We start from the raw sequence: 19,492 nt of genomic DNA on the forward strand, positions 1-19,492 counted from the left end.
CCGCGCCACCGCACCTGACTCCCGCCCCACGGGTGCCAACAGGGATGATGAACGGGCCCGCACACCCAGCCATCAGGAGGAGCCGGTGCCGACGCCACGCCACAGGACCCCACGACGCGCCCAGGGCGAGCTGGAGACGCAGGTCCTCGCGGCCCTGCGGACGGCGGACGGGCCGGTGAGCGCCGGGTGGGTGCGCGACCGGGTGGGCGGCGAGCTGGCCTACACGACCGTGGTGACGATCCTGGCGCGGCTCCAGGCCAAGGACGCGGTCACCCGGCGGCGCGAGGGGCGCTCGTTCGTCTGGACGCCCGTGGCCGACGAGGCCGGGCTCGCCGCGTTCAAGATGCGCAAGGTGCTGGACGCGGAGGCGGACCGGGAGGCGGTCCTGGCCAGCTTCGTCACGTCGCTGCCCGAGGGCGACGAGCAATTGCTGCGGGATCTGCTGCGCCGCGCGGACGCGGGCGGCGCAGGACCGGTCGACGGGGAAGGCACGGACTGAGCCTGTGGGCATCTTCGTCTTTCTTCCGTTGGTGCTGCCGCTGACGGCCTGGCCTGTGGCCCGGCTCGCCGCGCAGCGGCTGCATCCGCGCACCGCGACCCGGCTGCTGACGTGCGTGGCCGCCGTGATGTCGGTGTGCAGCACGGTGTGCCTCGCTCTGTTGATGGTGGTCGGCACCGCCCAGCTGCCGGGCAATCCGCTGCCGGACGGCTGGTCGGACCCCGAGGTGCGGGCCGCCGTGCCGCAGGACGAGTTCGCGGGCAAGGCGGCGATCCCGGCGCTGCTCGCCGTCGTCGCCGCCTGCGCCCGCACGCTCTGGCGCCACTTCGCCTTGCGCCGCCGCGCCCACGCCGCGCTCGCCGGCCTGCCCGCCACGCAGGTCGCGGTGCTGCCCGACCCGCAGGCGTACGGCTACGCGCTGCCCGGAGGCGGGCGCGGCCGGATCGTCGTCAGCACCGCGCTGCTCGACCTGCTCTCGCCCGCGGAACGGCGCGCCCTGTTCGCCCACGAGCGGACGCATCTGACGGCCCGGCACCACCGTCATCTGCTGACCGTGCGGCTGGCCGCGCGCGCCAACCCCTTTCTGCGTCCGCTGAGTTCGGCCGTCGCGTACACGGCGGAGCGGTGGGCCGACGAGGAGGCGGCCTCCCTGGTGGGCGACCGCACGGTGGTCGCGCGGGCCATCGGCAAGGTGGCGCTGACGTCGGGCGGGGCGCGCGAGCCGGTCTTCGCGGCGTTCGCCGCTCCTGGTCCGCTGCCCCGCCGTGTCGCCGCGCTCCTGTCGCCGCCGCCCACCGCGCCGGGACGGGCCACGGCGTTCACGGCCGTGGGGCTCGCCACGTGGACGGCGGGGTGCGGCGCGGCGGTCTCCGCCATGTCGTCCGCCAACTCCGCGTTCACCCTGGCGGCGACGCTGCACGCGGCCACACCCCTATGACGCGAGACGGCTCCACCGCCCGGTGGGCCTAGAGGTCGAACTCGTGCGGCGCCAGACCGAGCATCTGGCAGGCCTCGCGCACGACGCCCTGCTCGGTCTTGTCGAAGTCGCCGTCGGCGCCGCCGATGACGATGCCGATCTGGATGACGGCGCGGGCCTCGGCCTCCTTCTTCTTCGCCTTGGCGACCTCCTGCAACACGCTGACCTTGCCGAAGTCGAAGTCGGCCGTCAGCTTGTCGAGGTTCGCCTCGAAACGCTTCTGGAGGTCGGTGGCGTCGAAGTTCTGCAGCACCTCGTTGCTCATGATGAGCTGCGCGACGCGGCGGCGCTCCGAGGCGTCGATGGTGCCGTCGGCGGCGGCGACCAGCGCGCACATCGCCATGGAGGCGTCACGGAAGGCCCCGGACTTCAGGTCGTTCTTCTTCGCCACCAGCTGCGTCTGCATGGTCGACGCGGATTCCTTGATGCGGTCCCACAGGGCCACGGGTGCTCCTCAGATCGAGATGTTCTTCTACAGCACTGTAGAAACTAGCGGGTCTCCCGGAAAGTTCCGCCTCCCCCCTATACTTCTACACGTCTGTAGAACGTGGGCGTCTTCCGGACGTCCGCGCTCCCTCTTCATCCCCTCATCTCCTTCGCTTACAAGGGAGTTCACGCCTCGATGGTGTTCAAACGACTGCTCGGTTCGCTCGGCGTGGGCGGGCCCACCGTCGACACCGTTCTCCCCGACTGGACCACCGCCCCCGGCGGCACCGTCTCCGGACAGGTCCACCTCAAGGGCGGCAGCGGGGACTTCGAGATCGAGCGCATCACCCTGGAGCTCATCGCCGGGGTCGAGACGGAGAGCGGACAGGACGGGGGCGGCGAGGGCCACGGCACCGTGCTGTTCGAGCGGTTCACGGTCGGCGGCGGTTTCCGGCTCGCCGCGGGCGCCGAGCACAGCGTGCCGTTCACGGTGCCGCTGCCGTGGGAGACGCCGATCACCGAGCTGTACGGGCAGTCGCTCGGCATCGCCCTCGGCGTACGCACCGAACTCGCGGTCGCGGGCGCCAAGGACAAGGGCGACCTGGACCCGCTCTCCGTCGGCCCGCTCCCCGCGCAGGAGGCGATCCTGGAGGCCTTCGGGCAGCTCGGCTTCGGCTTCACGTCCGCCGACCTGGAGTACGGGCACATCGGCGGCACCGGCCAGCAGCTCCCCTTCTACCAGGAGATCGAGCTGACGCCGCCGCCCCAGTACGCCCACGCGGTCAACGAGATCGAGGTGACCTTCCTCGCCGCGCCGGGCGGCATGGAGGTGGTCCTGGAGGCGGACAAGCGCGGCGGCCTCTTCTCCGGCGGCCACGACGCGCTCACCCGCTTCACCGTGTCCCACGAGAACGTGGCCCACCAGGACTGGAACGGGATCGTGGACGGCTGGGTACGGGAACTGGTCGAGTCCCGCACCGATCACCACACGGGCCACCACGTCGACCATCACGGCACGTACGCGCACGGCGGCGAGCACCGCTCCGGGCCCGGTGTGGGCACGGCCGTGGCGGCGGGCGCCGCCGGCCTCGCGGTCGGCGTGGTGGGCGGTATGGTCGCCGCGGAAGTAGTCGACGAGGTAGGCGACTTCTTCGAGGACGAGGACGAGGGCGACGACGAGGGTGGCGAGGACTGACCATGTTCGGACTGAGTGAGCTCGCCATCGTCCTGATCGTGATCGCGGTCGTGATCGGCGTGAAGAAATTGCCGGAACTGACGCGCAGCGCGGGCAAGGCGGCCCGCATCCTCAAGGCGGAGACGAGGGCCGCGAAGGAAATGGACGACCCGGCGGGCGACGCACAGCGGTCGTCGCGCGTCATCAAGGGCGAGACGGTGTCCCCGTCCGACCAGGATCCGCCGAAAGCGTAGCCCTCCCGAGGGGGGCGCACAAGGGGCTCACGGAGGACATGCTGGGCATGGACAGGGTCCCGGCAATGCCGAAGTGAGCCTGTCTGCCGCACTTCACACCGGACGATCCAACAGGACAATCTGGACGTAAAGTTGTGTCGTTCTCCATCGCCGATCGCGTGGATTGGCGACACCGAGGCGGGGACACTCATGATCACAAGAAAAGCAGGGGGCAGGCAGCACCGCTCCGTTCCCGTGGCCTACATCGCCGCGGGCGTGCAGGCTGCGGGCGTCGTGATCGCCGTCTACCGCGTCCATGTGGCCCTGCGCCGGCTCGAGGAGTTGACGGCGCAGGACCACCGACGCGAGGCCCTCACCCAGTACCGGCGCGACCATCAACAACTCGTCGCCCGAGCCACGGCGGACCCCTCCCTGCTCCCCGTGCTCGACGCGTACGAGGAGGAGCTGTCGCCCGATCTGCAGCGCCGTCATCTCTTCGCGAACGAGCTGTACCAGCACGCCCTGCACGGCTACCACGTCGGGCTCCTCACCCTCACCGAGCTCCACGGCCACCTGCGTTACGTCTTCCAGAGCCGCTCCATGCGCGAGTACTGGGAGGCGACCAGACATCACCGTGCGAGCCTCCCGAAGGGCTCCGAGGAGGCCCGGCTCGGCCGGGTGGTCGACGCGCTGGTCGCGGATCTCGACGCGAACGACGATCTGGACGAGAGCGAGTCGTGGTGGGTCGTCGGCCGGCCCCCTGAGGACTAACGCTCGAACAGCCCTTTTGCCGACGGCGTCAAGATAGTGAAATGTCCGGGCCTGCCGCCCACTTCCGGTGCGCTAGTTTGTCCGCCGTGGCTAATTCCCTTCACGGTGATGACCGTCCCGACCTGCACATTGTGCGCCGTATCGGCGTAGCCCCCGTCGAGCGCGGAAGTGTCGGTGGCCAGGCGTGCCCCGACATCTTCGAGCTCGGCGACGGGAGCTTCGCGGTCATCGGGACGGACAGGACCGACCAGCTCGGTGACAGGCTGCCCGCCGACGCCGCGTGCGCGGAGCACGAGAAGATCGTCGTCATCACCCGCGAAACGCTCTTGCGTGCCCGAACGGACATCCTCGCGCTCAAGGGGTGAGGGCGGGCCGCCCGTATCCATCCGACAGATCTCGATTTTCCCTTTCACCGGCCTCCGGCTGGTGGCGCACCTGCTCCTACAGGTCGTGTCGCCGACCGGAGGCCCTTTTCGTTGGCTTCCCGAAACACACATGGAAACGTCCGTTTCTGGAAATCCTTGCGCCTGAGTTCTCTCGGCACCATCCGTACGCGCCCGAAGGCGGCCGCACAGCGCCGCTCCAGGTCCTCCGGAGAAAGCGAGAACACACGTGCTCAGACGAGACCGCCGCACGACGCGGGGCCTGGTGGCCGCCGCCGCGGCAGCCACCGCCCTCGCGACCGTGGCCGCATGTTCCGGTTCCGACAGCGCGTCGTCCAAGGGCGCGGGCGGCCCACTGGTGTTCGGGATCACCGCGGACGCCACGCAGCTCCTGCCCTGGACGGCCACCGCCGTGCAGTCCCAGCAGGTGCTCGGCCAGGTCTACAGCTCGCTCCTCGACCAGGACGACAAGCTCGATCCGGTCGCCGGGCTCGCGAAGCTCCCGGACGTCTCGAAGGACGGCCGCACGTACACCTTCACCCTGAAGCCGGGCGTCACCTTCACCGACGGTTCCGCGCTCGACTCCGCGGACGTCAAGTACAGCCTGGACCGCATCCTCGATCCCGACACGAAGGCCGTGGCGCGCAGTTCGCTCGCCGCGGTGAAGAAGGTGGCCGCTCCCGACAAGACGCATGTCGTCCTCACCCTCTCAGCGCGGGATGCCTCCCTGCTCACCGCGCTCACCAGTGTCAACACGGTCGTCCTGCCGTCCGACAAGCCGCTCGCGAGCCTCAAGCGCAAGCCCGTCGGCTCCGGCCCCTACGCGTTCAAGAGCCGCACCGCCAACCAGTCCCTCACCCTGGTGCGCAACGCCGACTACTTCCGCGGCAAGCCTGGACTGGGCTCTCTGGAGTTCCGCGTCATCCAGGACAAGAACTCCCTGGCTTCGGCGCTGCGGTCGGGCAGCGTGGACATGGCCGTCTTCGACGACCCGGTCACCGCCAAGACCGCGAAATCGAGGTCCGTGGACGTGCACGTCGTCGACCAACTCGACTACCACGCCTTGCAGTTGCGCACCGATTCCCGCACGTTCCGCAAGCTGGACGCCCGGCTCGCCGTGCAGTGCGCCATCGACCGCAAGCAGGTCGTCAAGACCGCGGCGCTCGGCCAGGGCAAGGTCGTCGGCCCCTTCACCTCGCCCGCCTTCGCCTCCGACCCCGATGCCCGGCCCTGCCCGAAGCGCGACGTCAAGGCCGCGAAGAAGCACCTCGCGAAGGCGGGTGAACCCACGGGATTCACGTTCACCGCGCTCGTCCCACAAGGGCTGTACTCCACCGCCGCGGACGAGGCGCAGAATCTCCAGGCCCAACTCGGCGACGTCGGGATCAAGATGAAGATCGAGACGCTGGATTCCAGTGCATACGTGGACCGTTGGCTGGCCGGGACGTTCGACGCCGCGATCGCGCTCAACGGGGCGGTGGCCGACCCCTCCCCCGCGTACGCCCGCTACTTCACCAGCGACGGCAACTTCAACAAGGTCGCCGGCTACCACTCCGCACGCCTCGACAAGCTGTTCGCCGAGGGCATCGCGACCAGTGACACCGGCGCCCGCAAGAAGATCTACGCCAAGATCTCGCGGGAGCTGGAGGACAACGCGGCGTGGATCTGGCTCTACAGCGGCCGCAGTCACATCGCCACGAACACGCGTGTGCACGGCTTCCGCCCGGTGATCGACGCGGGGCTGCAGAGCCTGTGGGAGACGAAGCTCGCATGACGGCCTCTGTCCCGTTGTCTCCACCGGACCGGGTCCGCCGTCTCGCCACGCACCCGGTCACGCGCCGTGTCGCCGAGGCCGTGCTCACCCTGATCGGCGTGTCCGTGCTGACCTTCGTGGTGCTGCGGGTGCTGCCCGGCGACCAGATCACCGCCGCGTACGGCACCGACGCGGGCGATCTCACCGGCGCCCAGCGCGCCCAGCTCCGGGAGTACTACGGCCTGGACCAGCCGCTGGCCGGGCAGTACCTCTCCTGGCTCGGCGGACTCTTCACCGGCAACCTGGGGTTCTCCTCCAACGCGGGCCAGAGCGTCGCGCACCTCACCGCGCATGCTCTGCCGGTTACGATCGAACTCGCGGTCCTCGCCATCGCCTTGGCGCTCGTCCTCGGCGTGTCCGGTGGCCTGTTCGCCGCCTCGCGGCCGGGTGCGCTGCGCGACGGCGCGACCCAGACGGTGAGCCTGCTCGCCCTGTCCGCGCCCGTCTTCCTCACCGGCACGGTGCTCGCCCGGGTCCTCGCCGACTCCTTCGGCTGGAACCCCAACGGCCAGGTGTACGCGCCGCCGACCGGCGACCCGGCCCTCAACCTCCAGCAGATGGTGCTGCCGGCGCTGGTGCTCGGCGTGAGCATCGCCTCGCCGATCGCGCAGACGACGCGCACGGCGGTCCTGGACATCCGTGGCGAGGACTTCGTCAACACCGCGCGCGCCAAGGGCGTACCCGAGCGTGCGCTCCAGGTCCGGCACGTGCTGCGCAACGCGCTGATTCCCGTGGTCACGATGAGCGGCCTGCAGTTCGGGTTCCTGCTGGGCGGGGCCGTCGTCGTCGAGCAGGTCTTCTCGCTGCCGGGCATCGGGCGCCAGGTGCTGCTCGGCATGGGCCAGAAGGAGTACGCGGTGGTGCAGAGCACGGTCCTGGTGATCGCGGTGCTGTTCGTGCTGGTCAACCTGGCGACGGATCTCGTCTACCGGCTCGTCGACCCGAGGGTGTGGTCGCGATGAGCACGCTGTCGGCCAGGCCGCTCGCCCCGTCCGCGCCGCCCCGGCGCGTCTCCCTGATCCGCGCCCTCGCCCGGAGCAGGGCCGGTCTCGTCGGCGCCGTGCTCACGCTCGTCGTCGTGGCCACCGCCGCCGCGGGGCTGCTCGGCGCGCTGCCCTACGATCCGGCCGCGCAGGACGTCGCGGCGGCGCTGACGGCACCGGGCGGTGAACACTGGCTGGGCACCGACCAGTTCGGCCGGGACGTGTTCTCGCGGGTCGCGGCGGGGCTCGGCAGCTCGCTGCTCGTGGCCGGCGGGGCCGTCGCCGTGTCCGGGGCCGTGGGGGTCGTCCTGGGCGTTCTCGCGGGCTACTTCGGCGGGGTGCTCGACCGGGTCGTCGGCGTGCTGACCAACGTGCTGTTCGCGTTTCCCTCGCTGCTGCTCGCGCTCGCCCTGGCCGCGACGCTCTCCCGCAGCCGGGCCACGGTCGCCCTCGCCATCGCGGTCGTCTACGCACCGATCTTCGTACGGGTCGCGCGCGGGCCTGTCCTGACGCTGCGCAGCGCGGACTACGTCATCGCCGCCACCGCCGTCGGCCAGCGGCGCCTCGCCACCCTCTTCACCCACGTCCTGCCCAACATGCGCGGCATCGTGCTGGTCCAGGTCACGCTCAGCCTCTCCTGGGCGGTCCTGACCGAGGCCTCGCTCAGCTTCCTCGGCTTCGGCACGCCGCCGCCCGCCGCGTCGCTCGGCGTCATGGTGTTCGACGCGCGGACCCTGTCGAGCGTCGCGCCCTGGCTGCTCGCCGGGCCCGGCGTCGCGCTCATCGTGTTGGTCTTCGGGCTCAACCTGCTCGGCGCGGGGCTGCGGGACGTGCTCGATCCCCGTACGGGAGGCCGCCGATGACGCCCCGCACCGCTGTCACCTCGGAAGGGCAAGGGATTCGATGCGCGTACTCGGCATGATCTCCGGGACCTCGCACGACGGGATCGATGTCGCCGTCGTCGACTTCACGCAGGACGGCACGGCCCTGCGCGCCCACCTCACCCATCACGGTTCGACCCCGTACGCGCCGGAGCTGCGCGCCGACCTCGTGGCCGCTCTGCCGCCCCGGCAGACCACCGCGGCGGCGGTCTGCGCCCTGGACACCCGCATCGGCCAGGCCTTCGCCGACGCGGCCCGTACCGCGCTCGCCGAGGCGCCCGCCGACGCGGTGTGCAGTCACGGTCAGACGCTGTACCACTGGGTGGAGGGCGCCACGGCCCGCGGCACCCTCCAGATCGGCCGGCCCGCCTGGCTCGCACGGGCCACCGGCCTGCCCGTGGTCAGCGATCTGCGCAGCGCCGACATCGCGGCGGGCGGCCAGGGCGCCCCGCTCGTCCCCCTGCTCGACCGGCTGCTGCTCGCGCCGGACGCCGAACAGGGGCGGCGCGTCGGAGCGCTCAACCTCGGCGGCATCGCCAACCTCACCGTGGTCGCCCCCGGCACCGAACCGGCCGCCTGGGACATCGGCCCGGCCAACGCCCTCATCGACGCCGTCGTGGCCGACTCCCCCGAAACGGCCGACGGCTTCGACCGCGACGGCCGTCTCGCCGCGTCCGGAACGGTGGACGACGACCTGCTCGCCGCGCTCCTCACCGAGCCCTACTACGCGCTGGCGCCGCCCAAGAGCTGCGGCAAGGAGCTCTTCGACGCGGTGTACGTCTCCGCTCACGCCGAGAAGGCAGGCCGCCGCCCTGCCCTCGCCGACGTGGTGGCAACCCTGACCGCGCTCACCGCGGAGACCGTCGCGCTCGCCGTGCGCGAGGCGCGACTCGACGTGCTGTACGTGTCCGGGGGCGGCCTGCGCAATCCGGCGCTGATGGCCGCGCTCACGGACCGGCTCGACGGGGTCGCGGTGCGGCCCAGCGATGCGCTCGGTATGCCGTCCGACGCGAAGGAGGCGTTCGCGTTCGCCCTCATCGGCTGGCACAGCCTGCACGGGCTGCCGGGGAACGTGGTGACGTGCACGGGGGCGTCGGACGAGCGAGTGCTCGGGCAACTCACGCTCGGTGGGCGGGGGTTGCCCACGTCGGGTGCGCCGCGGGTACGGCCCGAGCGGCTGGTGGTCACCGGCGGTCCGGCGTGAGTGTCGACCTTGCCGGGGTGGCCGCCGACGTCCTGGACACGGGTGACCCCGGCCGGCGCCCTGCCGGGGTGTGTCTGGGTGTGTCCACCCCCGCCACGGGCCCGGTGCACGCCGCGGCGGGCTGGGCTCGGCGTCCGGACGGCGACGTCCCGGGCGATCCGATGACGACCGGACTTGTCTTCGACCTTGCGTCGGTGACCAAGGTGGCGGCCACGACGGCCGTGGTCATGCGGCTCGTCGCGGCGGGGTGGTTGGACCTCGACGCTCCGGTGGCGCGGCAGTTGGGCGGGTTCCGCGGCGGGGGCGGCAAGGACCGCGTCACTGCCGCGCAGCTGCTGGCCCACCGCTCCGGACTGCCCCCGTGGTGGCCGCTGTACTGCCGGACCACGGACCGCGAGACGGCGCTCGACCTGGCCGAGCGGATTCCGCTGGACACACCGCCCGGCACCCACCGCGCGTACTCGGACCCGGGGTTCATACTGCTCGGGCGTCTCGTCGAGCGGGTCACGGGTACCGACCTGGCCACGGCGTTTCGCCACTGGGTGGCCGCACCGCTCGCCCTGACCCGCACCCGGTACGGGCCCGTTCCCCCGGCCACCGCTGCGGTGAGCAGCGACGGCGACGGGATCGAGCGGCGGATGGTCGCCACCGGCGAGCCGTACCCCGTGCCCTGCGCGGCGGCGGACTTCACCGGCTGGCGCACGACGCCCGTCCGTGGCTCGGCCGCCGACTGCAACGCCGCGCACGCCCTGGCGGGGGTCGGCGGGCACGCCGGCCTGTTCGCGCCGCTGGACGAACTGCTCCGGCTGGCCTCGGCCCTCGTGCACGACGAGTCCTTCGTCCCGGCCGCGGTGCGGTCCAGGTTCCTCGCGGCTGCGGACCCGCGCAGTCCCGAACAGGGCCTCGGTTTCCGCCGGTTCGCGCTGGACACACCGGACGGCCCCGTCCCGATGGTCGGCCACGACGGCTTCACCGGCACACACGTCGCGGTGGCCACCGACCGTCCGCTCGCGCTGGCCCTCGCGGCCACCCGACTGCACGGCACGCGCACGGACCGGGCCGGTCTGGTGCCGGTGGGCGACCTGGCCGCCGTCGCCCACCGCGGCGTCGTACGGGCCCTCGCCCCAGCAGGCACCGACCAGCCGTCCCGCTCCCCCGGACACACCTTGGAGTCGCCATGACCGCCCCCGTCCCGGCCGAGGCCGACCCGCGTGACGGCGCCGGCACGCGCCGCGGAGCCACGCTGCGCATCCGCGGCCTCTCGGTGGCGTACCGGACCTCCGGCCGTGATGTCACCGCCGTGGACCGGGTGGACCTCGACCTCGCGGCGGGCGAGACGGTGGCGGTGGTCGGGGCGTCCGGGTCGGGCAAGTCGACGCTGGCGGCGAGCGTCAACCGGCTCCTCGCCGACAACGGACGGATCACCCGCGGCTCGGTCCACCTCGACGACGTGAATCTCACCACGGCCTCGGCAAAGGTCCTGCGCCAGGTGCGTGGCGCGCGGATCGGCATGGTGCCGCAGGATCCCATGACGAACCTCGACCCGGTCGCCACGATCGGCTCGCAGATCACGGAGGCGCTCCGGGTGCACGGCATCGCGCGGGGCGAGCGGGCCCGCGACCGGGCGGTGGCGCTGCTGGAGCAGGCGGGCATCACCGACGCGGCGTCCCGCTTCTCCCAGTACCCGCACGAGTTCTCCGGAGGCATGCGGCAACGCGTGCTGATCGCCATGGCCCTGGCCTGTCGCCCCGACGTCCTGATCGCCGACGAGCCCACGTCGGCGCTCGATGTCACGGTGCAGCGTCTGGTCCTGGACCAGATGGCGCGGCTCACCCGTGATTTGGGCACGTCGGTGCTGCTCATCACGCACGATCTGGCCCTCGCGGCCGAACGCTCCGACCGGGTGGTCGTGATGCACGAGGGTCGCGTCGTGGAGACGGGCCCCTCGCACGAGATCGTCGCGGAGGCCCGACATCCGTACACGCGCCGCCTGTTGTCGGCCGCCCCCGGCATCGCCCGCGCCAAGGTGACACTGGTCCCGCACCAGGCACCCGTCCCCGCGCCCCTCCTCGAACTGCGCGGTGTCACCAAGGAGTACCGGCTGCGCGGCCGCCGGGAGCCGTTGCGCGCCGTGGACGACCTCAGCCTCGGCGTGCCGCCGGGGCGCACGGTCGCCCTGGTCGGTGAATCGGGCTCCGGCAAGTCCACGACGGCACGCATCGCTCTGCGCCTGGAGGACTGCGACACGGGCACCACACACTTCGAGGACATGGAAGTCACCAGGGCCCACGGCCGTCGCCTCCTCGCGTTCCGCCGCGCCGTCCAGCCGGTGTTCCAGAACCCGTACGCCTCCCTCGACCCGCGCCACACCATCGCCCGGATCGTCGCCGAGCCCCTGCGCGTGCACGGGATCGGCGACAGCCGGACCGACCAGCGGGCGCGGGTCGCCGACCTCCTCGACCAAGTGGCCCTGCCCGCCGTATGCCTGCACCGGTATCCCCATGAACTCTCGGGCGGCCAGCGGCAGCGCGTGGCCATCGCCCGCGCCCTCGCGCTGGGGCCGCGACTGATCGTGATGGACGAGGCCGTGTCCGCCCTTGACGTCCTGGTGCAGGACCAGATCCTCGACCTCATGGTGGAACTCCAGCGCGACCTGGGCCTCGGCTACCTGTTCATCAGCCACGACCTCGACGTGGTCCGTCTCGTCTCCCACCACGTGCTGGTGATGCGCGGGGGCCGCGTCGTCGAGGAGGGCACACCGACCGCCATCTTCGACAACCCCCAACACCCGTACACCCGCGAGCTCATCGCCGCGATCCCCGGCAAGCGAGCACGCTGACCGCGCCCTCGCCCCGACACCGCCTTCGCCCCGACCGCTTCCGCACCCCGCCGCGCCACGAGAATGACCCCGTGGGTGGAGATCACACGGCTCCGCACTATTGACCGGTCAATTGGCGAATGGTTGGATCAAATCAATGGGCATCCCCAAGTACCAGCAGATCCGGGCCGAGATCGAGGCCCGGATCACCTCGGGTGAATGGCGGCCCGGCTCCCGTGTACCGACGGAGGCCGAGCTGCGCGAGGAGTACGGGGTGAGCCGCGCCACCGCGCAGCGCACCTTGCACGAGTTGGCCCAAGCAGGACTGGTGGTCCGCTACCGGCGGCGCGGCACGTTCGTCGCCGAAGGGGCCCGCCAGGAGAATCTGCTGCGCTTCACCGACGTGCGGCAGACGGGGCCCGAAGTACCGGGTCCGCACATCGTCCAGTCCGCCAAGGTCGTTCCGGCGGGCGACGCCGGCGTCGCCCTGCCCGGAGTCTCCGACACCGACCCCGTCAACGAACTGCGGCGCGTCAAGTACAGCGAGGACGGCGAACCGCTCGCCGTCGAGCTGTCCGCCGTGCCGTTCTCCCTCGCCCCGCGCCTGCTGGACGAGGACCTCGAACAGCTCACCGTCCTGCACTACTTCCACCGCACCGGAATCCCTGTCAGCACCTCACGGATGTACGTCGAGGCGCAGGTTCTCGACGAGACCACCGCCGCCCTGCTGGAGACCCCGCCCGGAGAGGCCGTCCTGCGGCTGCGGCGGCTGACCCGGCTGACCGACGGCGGACTCGCGGAGGCCATGTGGCACATCATGCGGCCGGGCCTGACCGAGTTCTTCGTGGAGCAGTCGGTCCTGGACGTGCCGGAGGCGCCCCGGTCGCCGGGCGGCCCCTGACCCCTTCTCGTACTCGCCGGAAGGAACCCTCATGTCCACTCCCCCGCTGCGCGTCGGCGTGATCGGCACCGGTGTCATCGGTGCCATGACGGCCTGGCACCTCGCCGCCCGGGGCGCCGAGGTGCTCGCCCTCGACGCGTACGCCCCCGGCCACGACCGCGGTGCCTCGGCCGGCGAGTCCCGCATCTTCCGCACCGCGTACAAGGAGGGTGCGTCCTACGTTCCGCTGCTGCGGCGTTCGTACGAGCTGTGGCGCCGCCTTGAGAGCGAGGCGGACCGCGAGCTGCTCACACTGTGCGGCGGGCTCACCCTCGGGCCGCCCGGCCACCCCGATCTGCGGGCCGTGCGGGGCAGCGCCGCCGAACACGGCCTGGACGTCGAGGTGTTGGACGCCACCGAGGCCGCGCGGCGCTTCCCGCAGCACCGGCTCGACGCGGACGAGATCGCCGTCCTCGACCCCGGCGCCGGGGTCCTGCGACCCGAGCCCGCCGTGCAGTCCGCGCTCGCCCGCGCACAGGAGCTGGGCGCCCGACTGCTCCCGTACCACCGGGTGGACGGGCTCGACGAACGACCCGGCGGCGGCTGGCACATCCATACCCGGCAGGGCACGTACGACGTCGACCACGTGGTGCTGAGTCCCGGCCCCTGGGCCGGATCGTTCGCGCGGCTCGCGGGGCTTCCGTTGCAGGGACGGCGCATCACGGCGGCGTGGTTCGCCGCCAAGGATGTCGCCGCGCACCGACCGGACCGGCTCCCGATCGCCATCCGGCGCCACCACGAGGCCGGCTTCTCCTGCTTCCCCGTCCTCGACGGAACCGCCGTCAAGATCGTGCCGCACCACCTGCCCTGGCACGACACGGGCGCCCCCGAGGACCTGCCGCGCAGCGCGGACACCGAGTTCGCGCAGGCCGCGTCCGCCGCCGTGGCCCGGCTGCTGCCCGGCCTCGTCCCACACCCCGTACGGATCGGTGTGTACGCCGAGGCGTTCAGCGCCGACGACCACGCGCTGGTCGGTCCGCTGCCCGGCGCCCGCGACGCCACGCTCCTCGCCGGGTTCTCCGGCCACGGCTTCAAACTCGCCCCCGTCTTCGGCGAGATCGCCGCCTCGCTGGTCACGAACGGGACGTCGCCGTACGACATCTCGTTCCTCGATCCGGCGCGCTTCACGGGCTGAGACACACCGCTTCAGCACTCCCCCACCCGCACGGCACCGCACACCCTCCTGGCTTCCCCCTGCCCTCCCTAGGAGCGTGACCTCTTGCCGCACCACTCCACTGCCCAGATAGCCGCGATCGTCGTCGCGGGCCTGGTCATCATCGCCGCCGGGGCGCTGCTCTCGGTCTACTTCGGGCGCCGGGCGAAAACTTCCGCCGACTGGCTCTCCGCGCCCGAGTCACTGCCCCTCGTCGTCGTGGTCATCACCCAGTTCGCGACCGCGGCGGGCGGCGGCGTACTGATCGCCCACGTCGGCATCGCGTACGCCTCCGGCTGGTCGGTGTTCGCGTACGAACTCTGCGTCGTGCTCGGCTTCTTCGGCCTGGCCCTGACCGCGCGCTGGCTGCGCGACCAGGGCTTCGGCACCGTGCCCGATGTCGTCACCCGCCTGTTCGGGCACAGCCGTGTCGTCGTCGCGCTGGCCGGGGTGTGCGCCCTGGTCGTGCCGTTCGGCTGGCTCGCCACCCAATTCGTCGCGTTCTCCCAGCTGTTCGGGCAGCTGACCGGCCTGTCGCCGAGCCTGCTGATCGCCGTCATCGCGGCCGGTTCACTGCTGTTCGTGCTGCCGGGCGGGCTGACCTCGGTGGCCTGGACCGACTTCATTTTCGGTATCTTCAAGATCGTGATGTCGCTCGTGGTCGCCGCCTACGCCGTGCATCTCGCGGGCGGCTGGGGCGGCATCACGACCCATGTGCCCGAGCGGCTGTGGCAGCCGTCGGGCCTGTTCGCCGCCGGGGGCGACCAGGTGTGGCTGTGGGTGGCCGCGATCCTGCCGGGCACTCTCACCAACCAGCTCTACTACCAGCGCATCTTCGCCACCAAGAACGTCTCCGACGCCCGCCGGGGCATCGTCCTCAGCGGAGTCACCATCCTGATCGGCGGTGTCTACGCGGCGGCCATCGGCCTCTCCGTCCGCGCGCAGCACCCCGGCCTGACGAACCCGGAGGAGGCGGCGGGCTGGCTGATCACGCAGCTGCCGCCCCTGCTGCTCGTCACCTACGGCGCGTTCCTGGTGGCCACCATCGTGTCGACGTCCGGGAGCGCCCTGCAGTCGGTGGTGACCAGCCTGGTGCGCGACCTGTACGGCAGCGTCGCGGGACGACGGCGCACCGACCGCCGCATGGTGACACTCTCCCGGCTCTGCACCGTCGTGGTCACCGCGGTCGCCGCCGTGCTCGCCATCTCCTTCCCGACCGCACTGACCTGGCTGGTGGCCACCTACGCGTACTCGGCCGCCGCGCTCGCCGCTCCGCTCTTCCTCGGCTACGCACTGCGCCGCCGCTTCCGGCTGACACCCACCGCCGCCCTCGCCGCGATGGTGGCCGGTCTCGTCGGCTGCGGCGCGGCCCAACTCGCCGACACCGTCGTGCCGTACGCGGTGTACGGCATCGCCGCGTCGGCCGTCGTGCTGCTCGGCTGCGCCCTCGCGTCGGGCCGTCCGACGGCCGCCGTACCCGCCCAGTCCTCCCCCGTACCCGCACCGGAAGGAACCACCTCCGCATGAGCGCTCCCACCCCCCGCATCGCCGTCGTCGGCGCCGGTGTCCTCGGCACCGCGACCGCCCGGGCCCTCGCCCTGCGCGGCGCTTCGGTCACCCTCTACGAGAGCACCGGATTCGCCGCGGGAACCACCGGCACGACGTTCGCCTGGGTCAACTCCCATGCCAAGCAGCCGATTTCGTACCACGAGCTGAACGTGGCGGGCGTGGCCGAGCATGACGCGCTGCGGGAGTCCGGCGGACCGGCGCCCGCCTGGTTCTTCCCTTCGGGGAACCTGGAGTGGGCCGCCGACGAGGCGGGCGACGCACGCCTCGCCCAGTCCCTGGAACTCCTGACGGAGCGGGCGTACCCGTGGCGGTGGCTGAAGCCCGACGAGGCCCGCGAGCTCGTGCCCGACCTGCGCGTTCCCGAGGAAGTGCCGCGCATCGCGTACTTCCCCAAGGAGGGCCACGTCCTGCCGCACCCGCTCGTCGCCCGCCTGTGGGGCGAGGCCCGCGACCACGGCGCCCGGCTGCGCTGCCCGGCCGAGGTGACCGGCATCGACGAGCGCGCCCGCGACGTCCGGATCGAGCTGGCGGACGGTACGAGCGAGACCTTCGACCTGGTCGTCAGCGCGACCGGCCGCTGGAGCGCCCGGACGGCGGCCCTGACCGGGGTGTCGCTCCCCATGGCGGACACCACCGCACCCGGCTCCGCCACGGTCGGCCTCCTCGGCTACACCTCCCCGACGGCGACGCGCCTCGACGCGGTGCTCACCACACCCCGCATCAATGTGCGCCCGGACGGCGGCGGGCGGCTCGTCGTCCAGGGTCTCGACCTGGACGTGGACGCCGACCCTGCCGCGCCGCCGCCGGTGGACGGGCCGCACGCCGCGCAGCTTCTCGACCGGCTCGCCGACCTGCTGCACGGCACGCGGGGCGCACGCCTCGAATCGTTCCGCGTGGGACAGCGCGCCCTGCCCGCGGACGGCCTCACGGTCGCCGGACGGCTGCGCCCGGACAGCAAGGTGTACGCGCTGGCCACGCACAGCGGCATCACGCTGGGACCGCTGCTCGGGCGCCTCGCGGCGCAGGAGCTGCTGACCGGTGAACGGGATCCGCTGCTCGCGGACTTCGCCCCGGACCGGCTGACGGGCGCGGCCCCGGACTCCTTCGCCGAACTGACGCGCCCCCGTTTCGCCGGTCAGCAGTAGCCCGGCGTTTCGCGGGCCGGCAGGAGTCCGGCCCGTCCTGCCGCCACCCACGCGGCAGGGCGGGCCGTGGCCGGGATCACAGGGCGGCGTGCCCGGACGACGGAATGCGCATGGCCGTGCAGAGGTTGGCACCCGCGCGATCACCACTCGCATCCCACCGCCCCGTACCACTGAGGAGCACCCCGTGGCCGACCCGACCTCCCGCGCCGCCGAGATACTCTCCCGTCCCGTCGCGCTGAACGGTCTGACCGTTCCGAACCGCATCGCGATGGCCCCGATGACCCGGATGTTCTCGCCCGGCGGCGTCCCCGGCGAGGACGTGCGGTCGTACTACTCCCGGCGGGCCGCCGCGGGCGTCGGCCTGATCATCACCGAGGGCACGTACGTCGGCCACGACTCCGCGGGCGACAGCGACCGGGTGCCGCGGTTCCACGGCGAGGAGCAGCTGGCCGGCTGGGCGAAGGTCGCCGAGGACGTGCACGCGGCGGGCGGCACGATCGTTCCGCAGCTGTGGCACATCGGCATGGTGCGCAAGGAGGGCCGTCCGCCCTTCGCCGAGGCCCCGGCCGTCGGCCCCTCCGGCATCCGCGTCGACGGCACCGAGAACGCCGGCCGGGCGATGACCCAGTCCGACCTCGACGACGTCATCGGCGCGTTCGCGCAGGCCGCGGCGGACGCGGAGCGAATCGGTCTCGACGGTGTCGAGGTGCACGGCGCGCACGGCTACCTGCTCGACCAGTTCCTCTGGGAGGGCACGAACCGCCGCACCGACGCCTACGGCGGCGACGCCGTGGCCCGGACGAAGTTCGCCGCCGAGATCGTGGCCGCGATCCGCGAGCGCGTCTCCGCCGAGTTCCCGGTGATCTTCCGCTACTCGCAGTGGAAGCAGGAGGCCTACAGCGCGCGCCTCGCCGAGACCCCGGAGGAGCTGGAGGCGATCCTGAACCCGCTCGCCGCGGCCGGTGTCGACGTCTTCCACGCCTCCACGCGCCGTTACTGGAACGCGGAGTTCGACGGCTCGGACCTGAACCTGGCGGGCTGGACGAAGAAGCTCACGGGCAAGCCCACCATCACGGTCGGCTCCGTCGGTCTCGACGGCGACTTCATCGGTGCCTTCATGGGCGAGGACTCCCCCGTCAAGGGCATCGACGACCTCCTGGACAGCCTGGAGCGCGACGAGTTCGACATGGTCGCGATCGGCCGCGCCCTGCTCCAGGACCCGGAGTGGGCGGCGAAGGTGCTCGCGGGCCGCTTCGACGAGCTGAAGCCGTACGACGCGGCGTCGCTCAAGACGCTGAGCTGAGTCCCGGGCACGGCCTCACCCTGATCATCTCCTTGCACGTACGTGACCTGCGGTGCAAGGTATCGGTCAGCGCCGTTCCGCATCCGGTCGGCGCGGCCGAACAGGGAGGGGTTCAGGGTGAGTCCGAGCAGGGCGGTGTGCGACTGCATCGATCCGCTGGCGGCGGTGCGCGCCACCGGTGACCCGGAGCACGATGTCTTCCTCACGGGAACCGTCTTCATGGACCTGGTCTTCACCGGGCTCGACGGCGCCCCGCGGATCGGCACCGAGAACTGGGCCCGCGGCATGGGTTCGAGCCCCGGCGGCATCGCGAACATGGCCACCGCGCTCGCCCGCCTCGGCCTGCGCACCACGCTCGCCGCCGCCTTCGGCACCGACCTGTACGGCGACTACTGCTGGGAGTCCCTCGCCGACGTCGAGCGCGTCGACCTCACCCACTCGCAGCGGCTGCCCGGCTGGCACTCCCCGGTCACGGTCTCCATGGCGTACGACGGCGAGCGCACGATGGTGACGCACGAGCACGCGCCGCCCCCGCCGGAGCACACCGTGCCGCGGGCCCGCGCGGGCGTGGCCTCGCTGGAACCCGACCGCGAGGACGCCTGGCTGCGGCAGGCGCACGACCAGGGCACCCTGCTCTTCACCGACGTCGGCTGGGACGAGTCGGGCCGCTGGGACACCGCGACACTCACCGGACTCCCCTACGCCCACGCCTTCCTGCCCAACGCCACGGAGGCGCTGCACTACACGCGGACCGACACCCCGCGCGACGCGGTGGCCAGGCTGGCCGAACTGGTGCCCATCGCCGTGGTCACCAAGGGCCCCGAGGGCGCCGTCGCCGTCGACTCGCTCACCGGGGAGCACGCCGACGTGCCCGGACTGCGCGTCGAGGCGCTCGATCCGACGGGCGCCGGGGACGTGTTCATGGCCGGGTTCGTGACCGGCACCCTCGCCGGGTGGCCGCTCGCCGACCGGCTGGCCTTCGCCAATCTGACGGCCGCCCTGTCCGTGCAGCACTTCGGCGGTTCGCTGTCCGCGCCGGGCTGGGTGGAAGTGGCCGCCTGGTGGGGCGAGTTGACGAAGCGGGCCAAGGCCGGTGACGCCGCGGCCGCGGAGCTCGCCCGCCGCTACGGATTCCTGCACGACCTGGTCCCCGCCCGGCTGCACGAGGTGGCGCGCCACCGGGCCACACCGACCCTCGGCTTCCGGGCCGCGTAGGAGTGT

19 protein-coding genes are annotated in these 19,492 nt (G+C 72.2%); 18 read left to right on the forward strand and 1 reads right to left on the reverse strand.

Translation table 11 applies throughout. The features are described 5' to 3' along the window. Positions 1–85 precede the first annotated feature (85 nt). Both ACY34M_RS16430 and ACY34M_RS16435 read left to right on the forward strand, forming a co-directional pair. Complete coding sequence (locus ACY34M_RS16430; RefSeq protein WP_462717029.1) at positions 86–499, forward strand: BlaI/MecI/CopY family transcriptional regulator; 414 nt, start codon at positions 86–88, stop codon at positions 497–499. Between the two features lie 4 nt (positions 500–503). Beyond that, a complete protein-coding gene (locus tag ACY34M_RS16435) occupies positions 504–1,436 on the forward strand; it encodes a M56 family metallopeptidase (protein ID WP_462717028.1) in 933 nt (310 codons plus the stop codon). Between the two features lie 28 nt (positions 1,437–1,464). Here ACY34M_RS16435 and ACY34M_RS16440 read toward each other — a convergent pair whose 3' ends face one another. Beyond that, positions 1,465–1,920, reverse strand: coding sequence for a tellurite resistance TerB family protein (locus ACY34M_RS16440; protein ID WP_462717027.1), 456 nt, complete (start codon positions 1,918–1,920; stop codon positions 1,465–1,467). Between the two features lie 177 nt (positions 1,921–2,097). On the opposite strand from ACY34M_RS16440, the gene ACY34M_RS16445 reads away from it, so the two are divergent. The 16 genes from ACY34M_RS16445 to ACY34M_RS16520 all read left to right on the forward strand — a co-directional run bounded on the left by ACY34M_RS16445 (position 2,098) and on the right by ACY34M_RS16520 (position 19,486). Then, complete coding sequence (locus tag ACY34M_RS16445) at positions 2,098–3,096, forward strand: sporulation protein (RefSeq protein WP_462717026.1); 999 nt, start codon at positions 2,098–2,100, stop codon at positions 3,094–3,096. Positions 3,097–3,098: 2 nt separating this feature from the next. Further along, positions 3,099–3,329 (forward strand): twin-arginine translocase TatA/TatE family subunit, encoded by a 231-nt coding sequence (locus ACY34M_RS16450; protein ID WP_462717025.1) that lies wholly within the window; start codon positions 3,099–3,101, stop codon positions 3,327–3,329. A gap of 189 nt (positions 3,330–3,518) precedes the next feature. Next, complete coding sequence (locus ACY34M_RS16455) at positions 3,519–4,079, forward strand: DUF6082 family protein (RefSeq protein ID WP_462717024.1); 561 nt, start codon at positions 3,519–3,521, stop codon at positions 4,077–4,079. 86 nt (positions 4,080–4,165) lie between these two features. Further along, positions 4,166–4,444 (forward strand): hypothetical protein, encoded by a 279-nt coding sequence (locus ACY34M_RS16460; RefSeq protein ID WP_462717023.1) that lies wholly within the window; start codon positions 4,166–4,168, stop codon positions 4,442–4,444. A 247-nt stretch (positions 4,445–4,691) separates the two neighbouring features. Next, a complete protein-coding gene (locus ACY34M_RS16465) occupies positions 4,692–6,236 on the forward strand; it encodes an ABC transporter substrate-binding protein (protein WP_462717022.1) in 1,545 nt (514 codons plus the stop codon). Continuing rightward, the gene (locus ACY34M_RS16470) at positions 6,233–7,237 is read left to right on the forward strand and encodes an ABC transporter permease (protein ID WP_462717021.1); all 1,005 of its coding nucleotides are present in this window, start codon (positions 6,233–6,235) and stop codon (positions 7,235–7,237) included. The genes ACY34M_RS16465 and ACY34M_RS16470 overlap by 4 nt, the downstream gene beginning before the upstream one ends. Further along, a complete protein-coding gene (locus ACY34M_RS16475) occupies positions 7,234–8,121 on the forward strand; it encodes an ABC transporter permease (RefSeq protein ID WP_462717020.1) in 888 nt (295 codons plus the stop codon). Before ACY34M_RS16470 ends, ACY34M_RS16475 begins: the two co-directional genes overlap by 4 nt. Before the next feature lie 40 nt (positions 8,122–8,161). After that, the gene (locus ACY34M_RS16480; RefSeq protein WP_462717019.1) at positions 8,162–9,343 is read left to right on the forward strand and encodes an anhydro-N-acetylmuramic acid kinase; all 1,182 of its coding nucleotides are present in this window, start codon (positions 8,162–8,164) and stop codon (positions 9,341–9,343) included. Further along, positions 9,340–10,524 (forward strand): serine hydrolase domain-containing protein, encoded by a 1,185-nt coding sequence (locus tag ACY34M_RS16485; RefSeq protein WP_462717018.1) that lies wholly within the window; start codon positions 9,340–9,342, stop codon positions 10,522–10,524. The genes ACY34M_RS16480 and ACY34M_RS16485 overlap by 4 nt, the downstream gene beginning before the upstream one ends. Then, positions 10,521–12,182, forward strand: a complete 1,662-nt coding sequence (locus tag ACY34M_RS16490) for a dipeptide ABC transporter ATP-binding protein (RefSeq protein ID WP_462717017.1) — start codon at positions 10,521–10,523, stop codon at positions 12,180–12,182. The genes ACY34M_RS16485 and ACY34M_RS16490 overlap by 4 nt, the downstream gene beginning before the upstream one ends. A gap of 136 nt (positions 12,183–12,318) precedes the next feature. Next, on the forward strand, positions 12,319–13,062 hold the full coding sequence (locus ACY34M_RS16495; protein ID WP_462717016.1) for a GntR family transcriptional regulator: 744 nt from the start codon (positions 12,319–12,321) through the stop codon (positions 13,060–13,062). A gap of 31 nt (positions 13,063–13,093) precedes the next feature. Beyond that, positions 13,094–14,236: an N-methyl-L-tryptophan oxidase gene (solA, locus tag ACY34M_RS16500; protein WP_462717015.1), complete on the forward strand. Its 1,143-nt coding sequence runs from the start codon at positions 13,094–13,096 to the stop codon at positions 14,234–14,236. A gap of 84 nt (positions 14,237–14,320) precedes the next feature. Next, the gene (locus tag ACY34M_RS16505) at positions 14,321–15,781 is read left to right on the forward strand and encodes a sodium:solute symporter family protein (protein ID WP_462717014.1); all 1,461 of its coding nucleotides are present in this window, start codon (positions 14,321–14,323) and stop codon (positions 15,779–15,781) included. Then, complete coding sequence (locus tag ACY34M_RS16510; RefSeq protein WP_462717013.1) at positions 15,778–16,968, forward strand: NAD(P)/FAD-dependent oxidoreductase; 1,191 nt, start codon at positions 15,778–15,780, stop codon at positions 16,966–16,968. The genes ACY34M_RS16505 and ACY34M_RS16510 overlap by 4 nt, the downstream gene beginning before the upstream one ends. A 184-nt stretch (positions 16,969–17,152) precedes the next feature. After that, entirely contained in the window at positions 17,153–18,271 is a 1,119-nt protein-coding gene (locus tag ACY34M_RS16515) for an NADH:flavin oxidoreductase (RefSeq protein WP_462717012.1), read from the forward strand. 117 nt (positions 18,272–18,388) lie between these two features. After that, positions 18,389–19,486 (forward strand): carbohydrate kinase family protein, encoded by a 1,098-nt coding sequence (locus ACY34M_RS16520; protein ID WP_462717011.1) that lies wholly within the window; start codon positions 18,389–18,391, stop codon positions 19,484–19,486. Positions 19,487–19,492 lie beyond the last annotated feature (6 nt).

This window comes from Streptomyces sp. EDA2-14 (genome assembly GCF_054963755.1).

What these genes read in the sequence shown, in the direction of transcription:
- ACY34M_RS16445 (WP_462717026.1), top strand. Translation starts at nt 2,098, where the DNA reads ATGGTGTTCAAACGACTGCTCGGTTCGCTCGGCGTGGGCGGGCCCACC.
- ACY34M_RS16450 (WP_462717025.1), top strand. Translation starts at nt 3,099, where the DNA reads ATGTTCGGACTGAGTGAGCTCGCCATCGTCCTGATCGTGATCGCGGTC.
- ACY34M_RS16455 (WP_462717024.1), top strand. Translation starts at nt 3,519, where the DNA reads ATGATCACAAGAAAAGCAGGGGGCAGGCAGCACCGCTCCGTTCCCGTG.
- ACY34M_RS16470 (WP_462717021.1), top strand. Translation starts at nt 6,233, where the DNA reads ATGACGGCCTCTGTCCCGTTGTCTCCACCGGACCGGGTCCGCCGTCTC.
- ACY34M_RS16475 (WP_462717020.1), top strand. Translation starts at nt 7,234, where the DNA reads ATGAGCACGCTGTCGGCCAGGCCGCTCGCCCCGTCCGCGCCGCCCCGG.
- ACY34M_RS16480 (WP_462717019.1), top strand. Translation starts at nt 8,162, where the DNA reads ATGCGCGTACTCGGCATGATCTCCGGGACCTCGCACGACGGGATCGAT.
- ACY34M_RS16490 (WP_462717017.1), top strand. Translation starts at nt 10,521, where the DNA reads ATGACCGCCCCCGTCCCGGCCGAGGCCGACCCGCGTGACGGCGCCGGC.
- ACY34M_RS16495 (WP_462717016.1), top strand. Translation starts at nt 12,319, where the DNA reads ATGGGCATCCCCAAGTACCAGCAGATCCGGGCCGAGATCGAGGCCCGG.
- solA (WP_462717015.1), top strand. Translation starts at nt 13,094, where the DNA reads ATGTCCACTCCCCCGCTGCGCGTCGGCGTGATCGGCACCGGTGTCATC.
- ACY34M_RS16510 (WP_462717013.1), top strand. Translation starts at nt 15,778, where the DNA reads ATGAGCGCTCCCACCCCCCGCATCGCCGTCGTCGGCGCCGGTGTCCTC.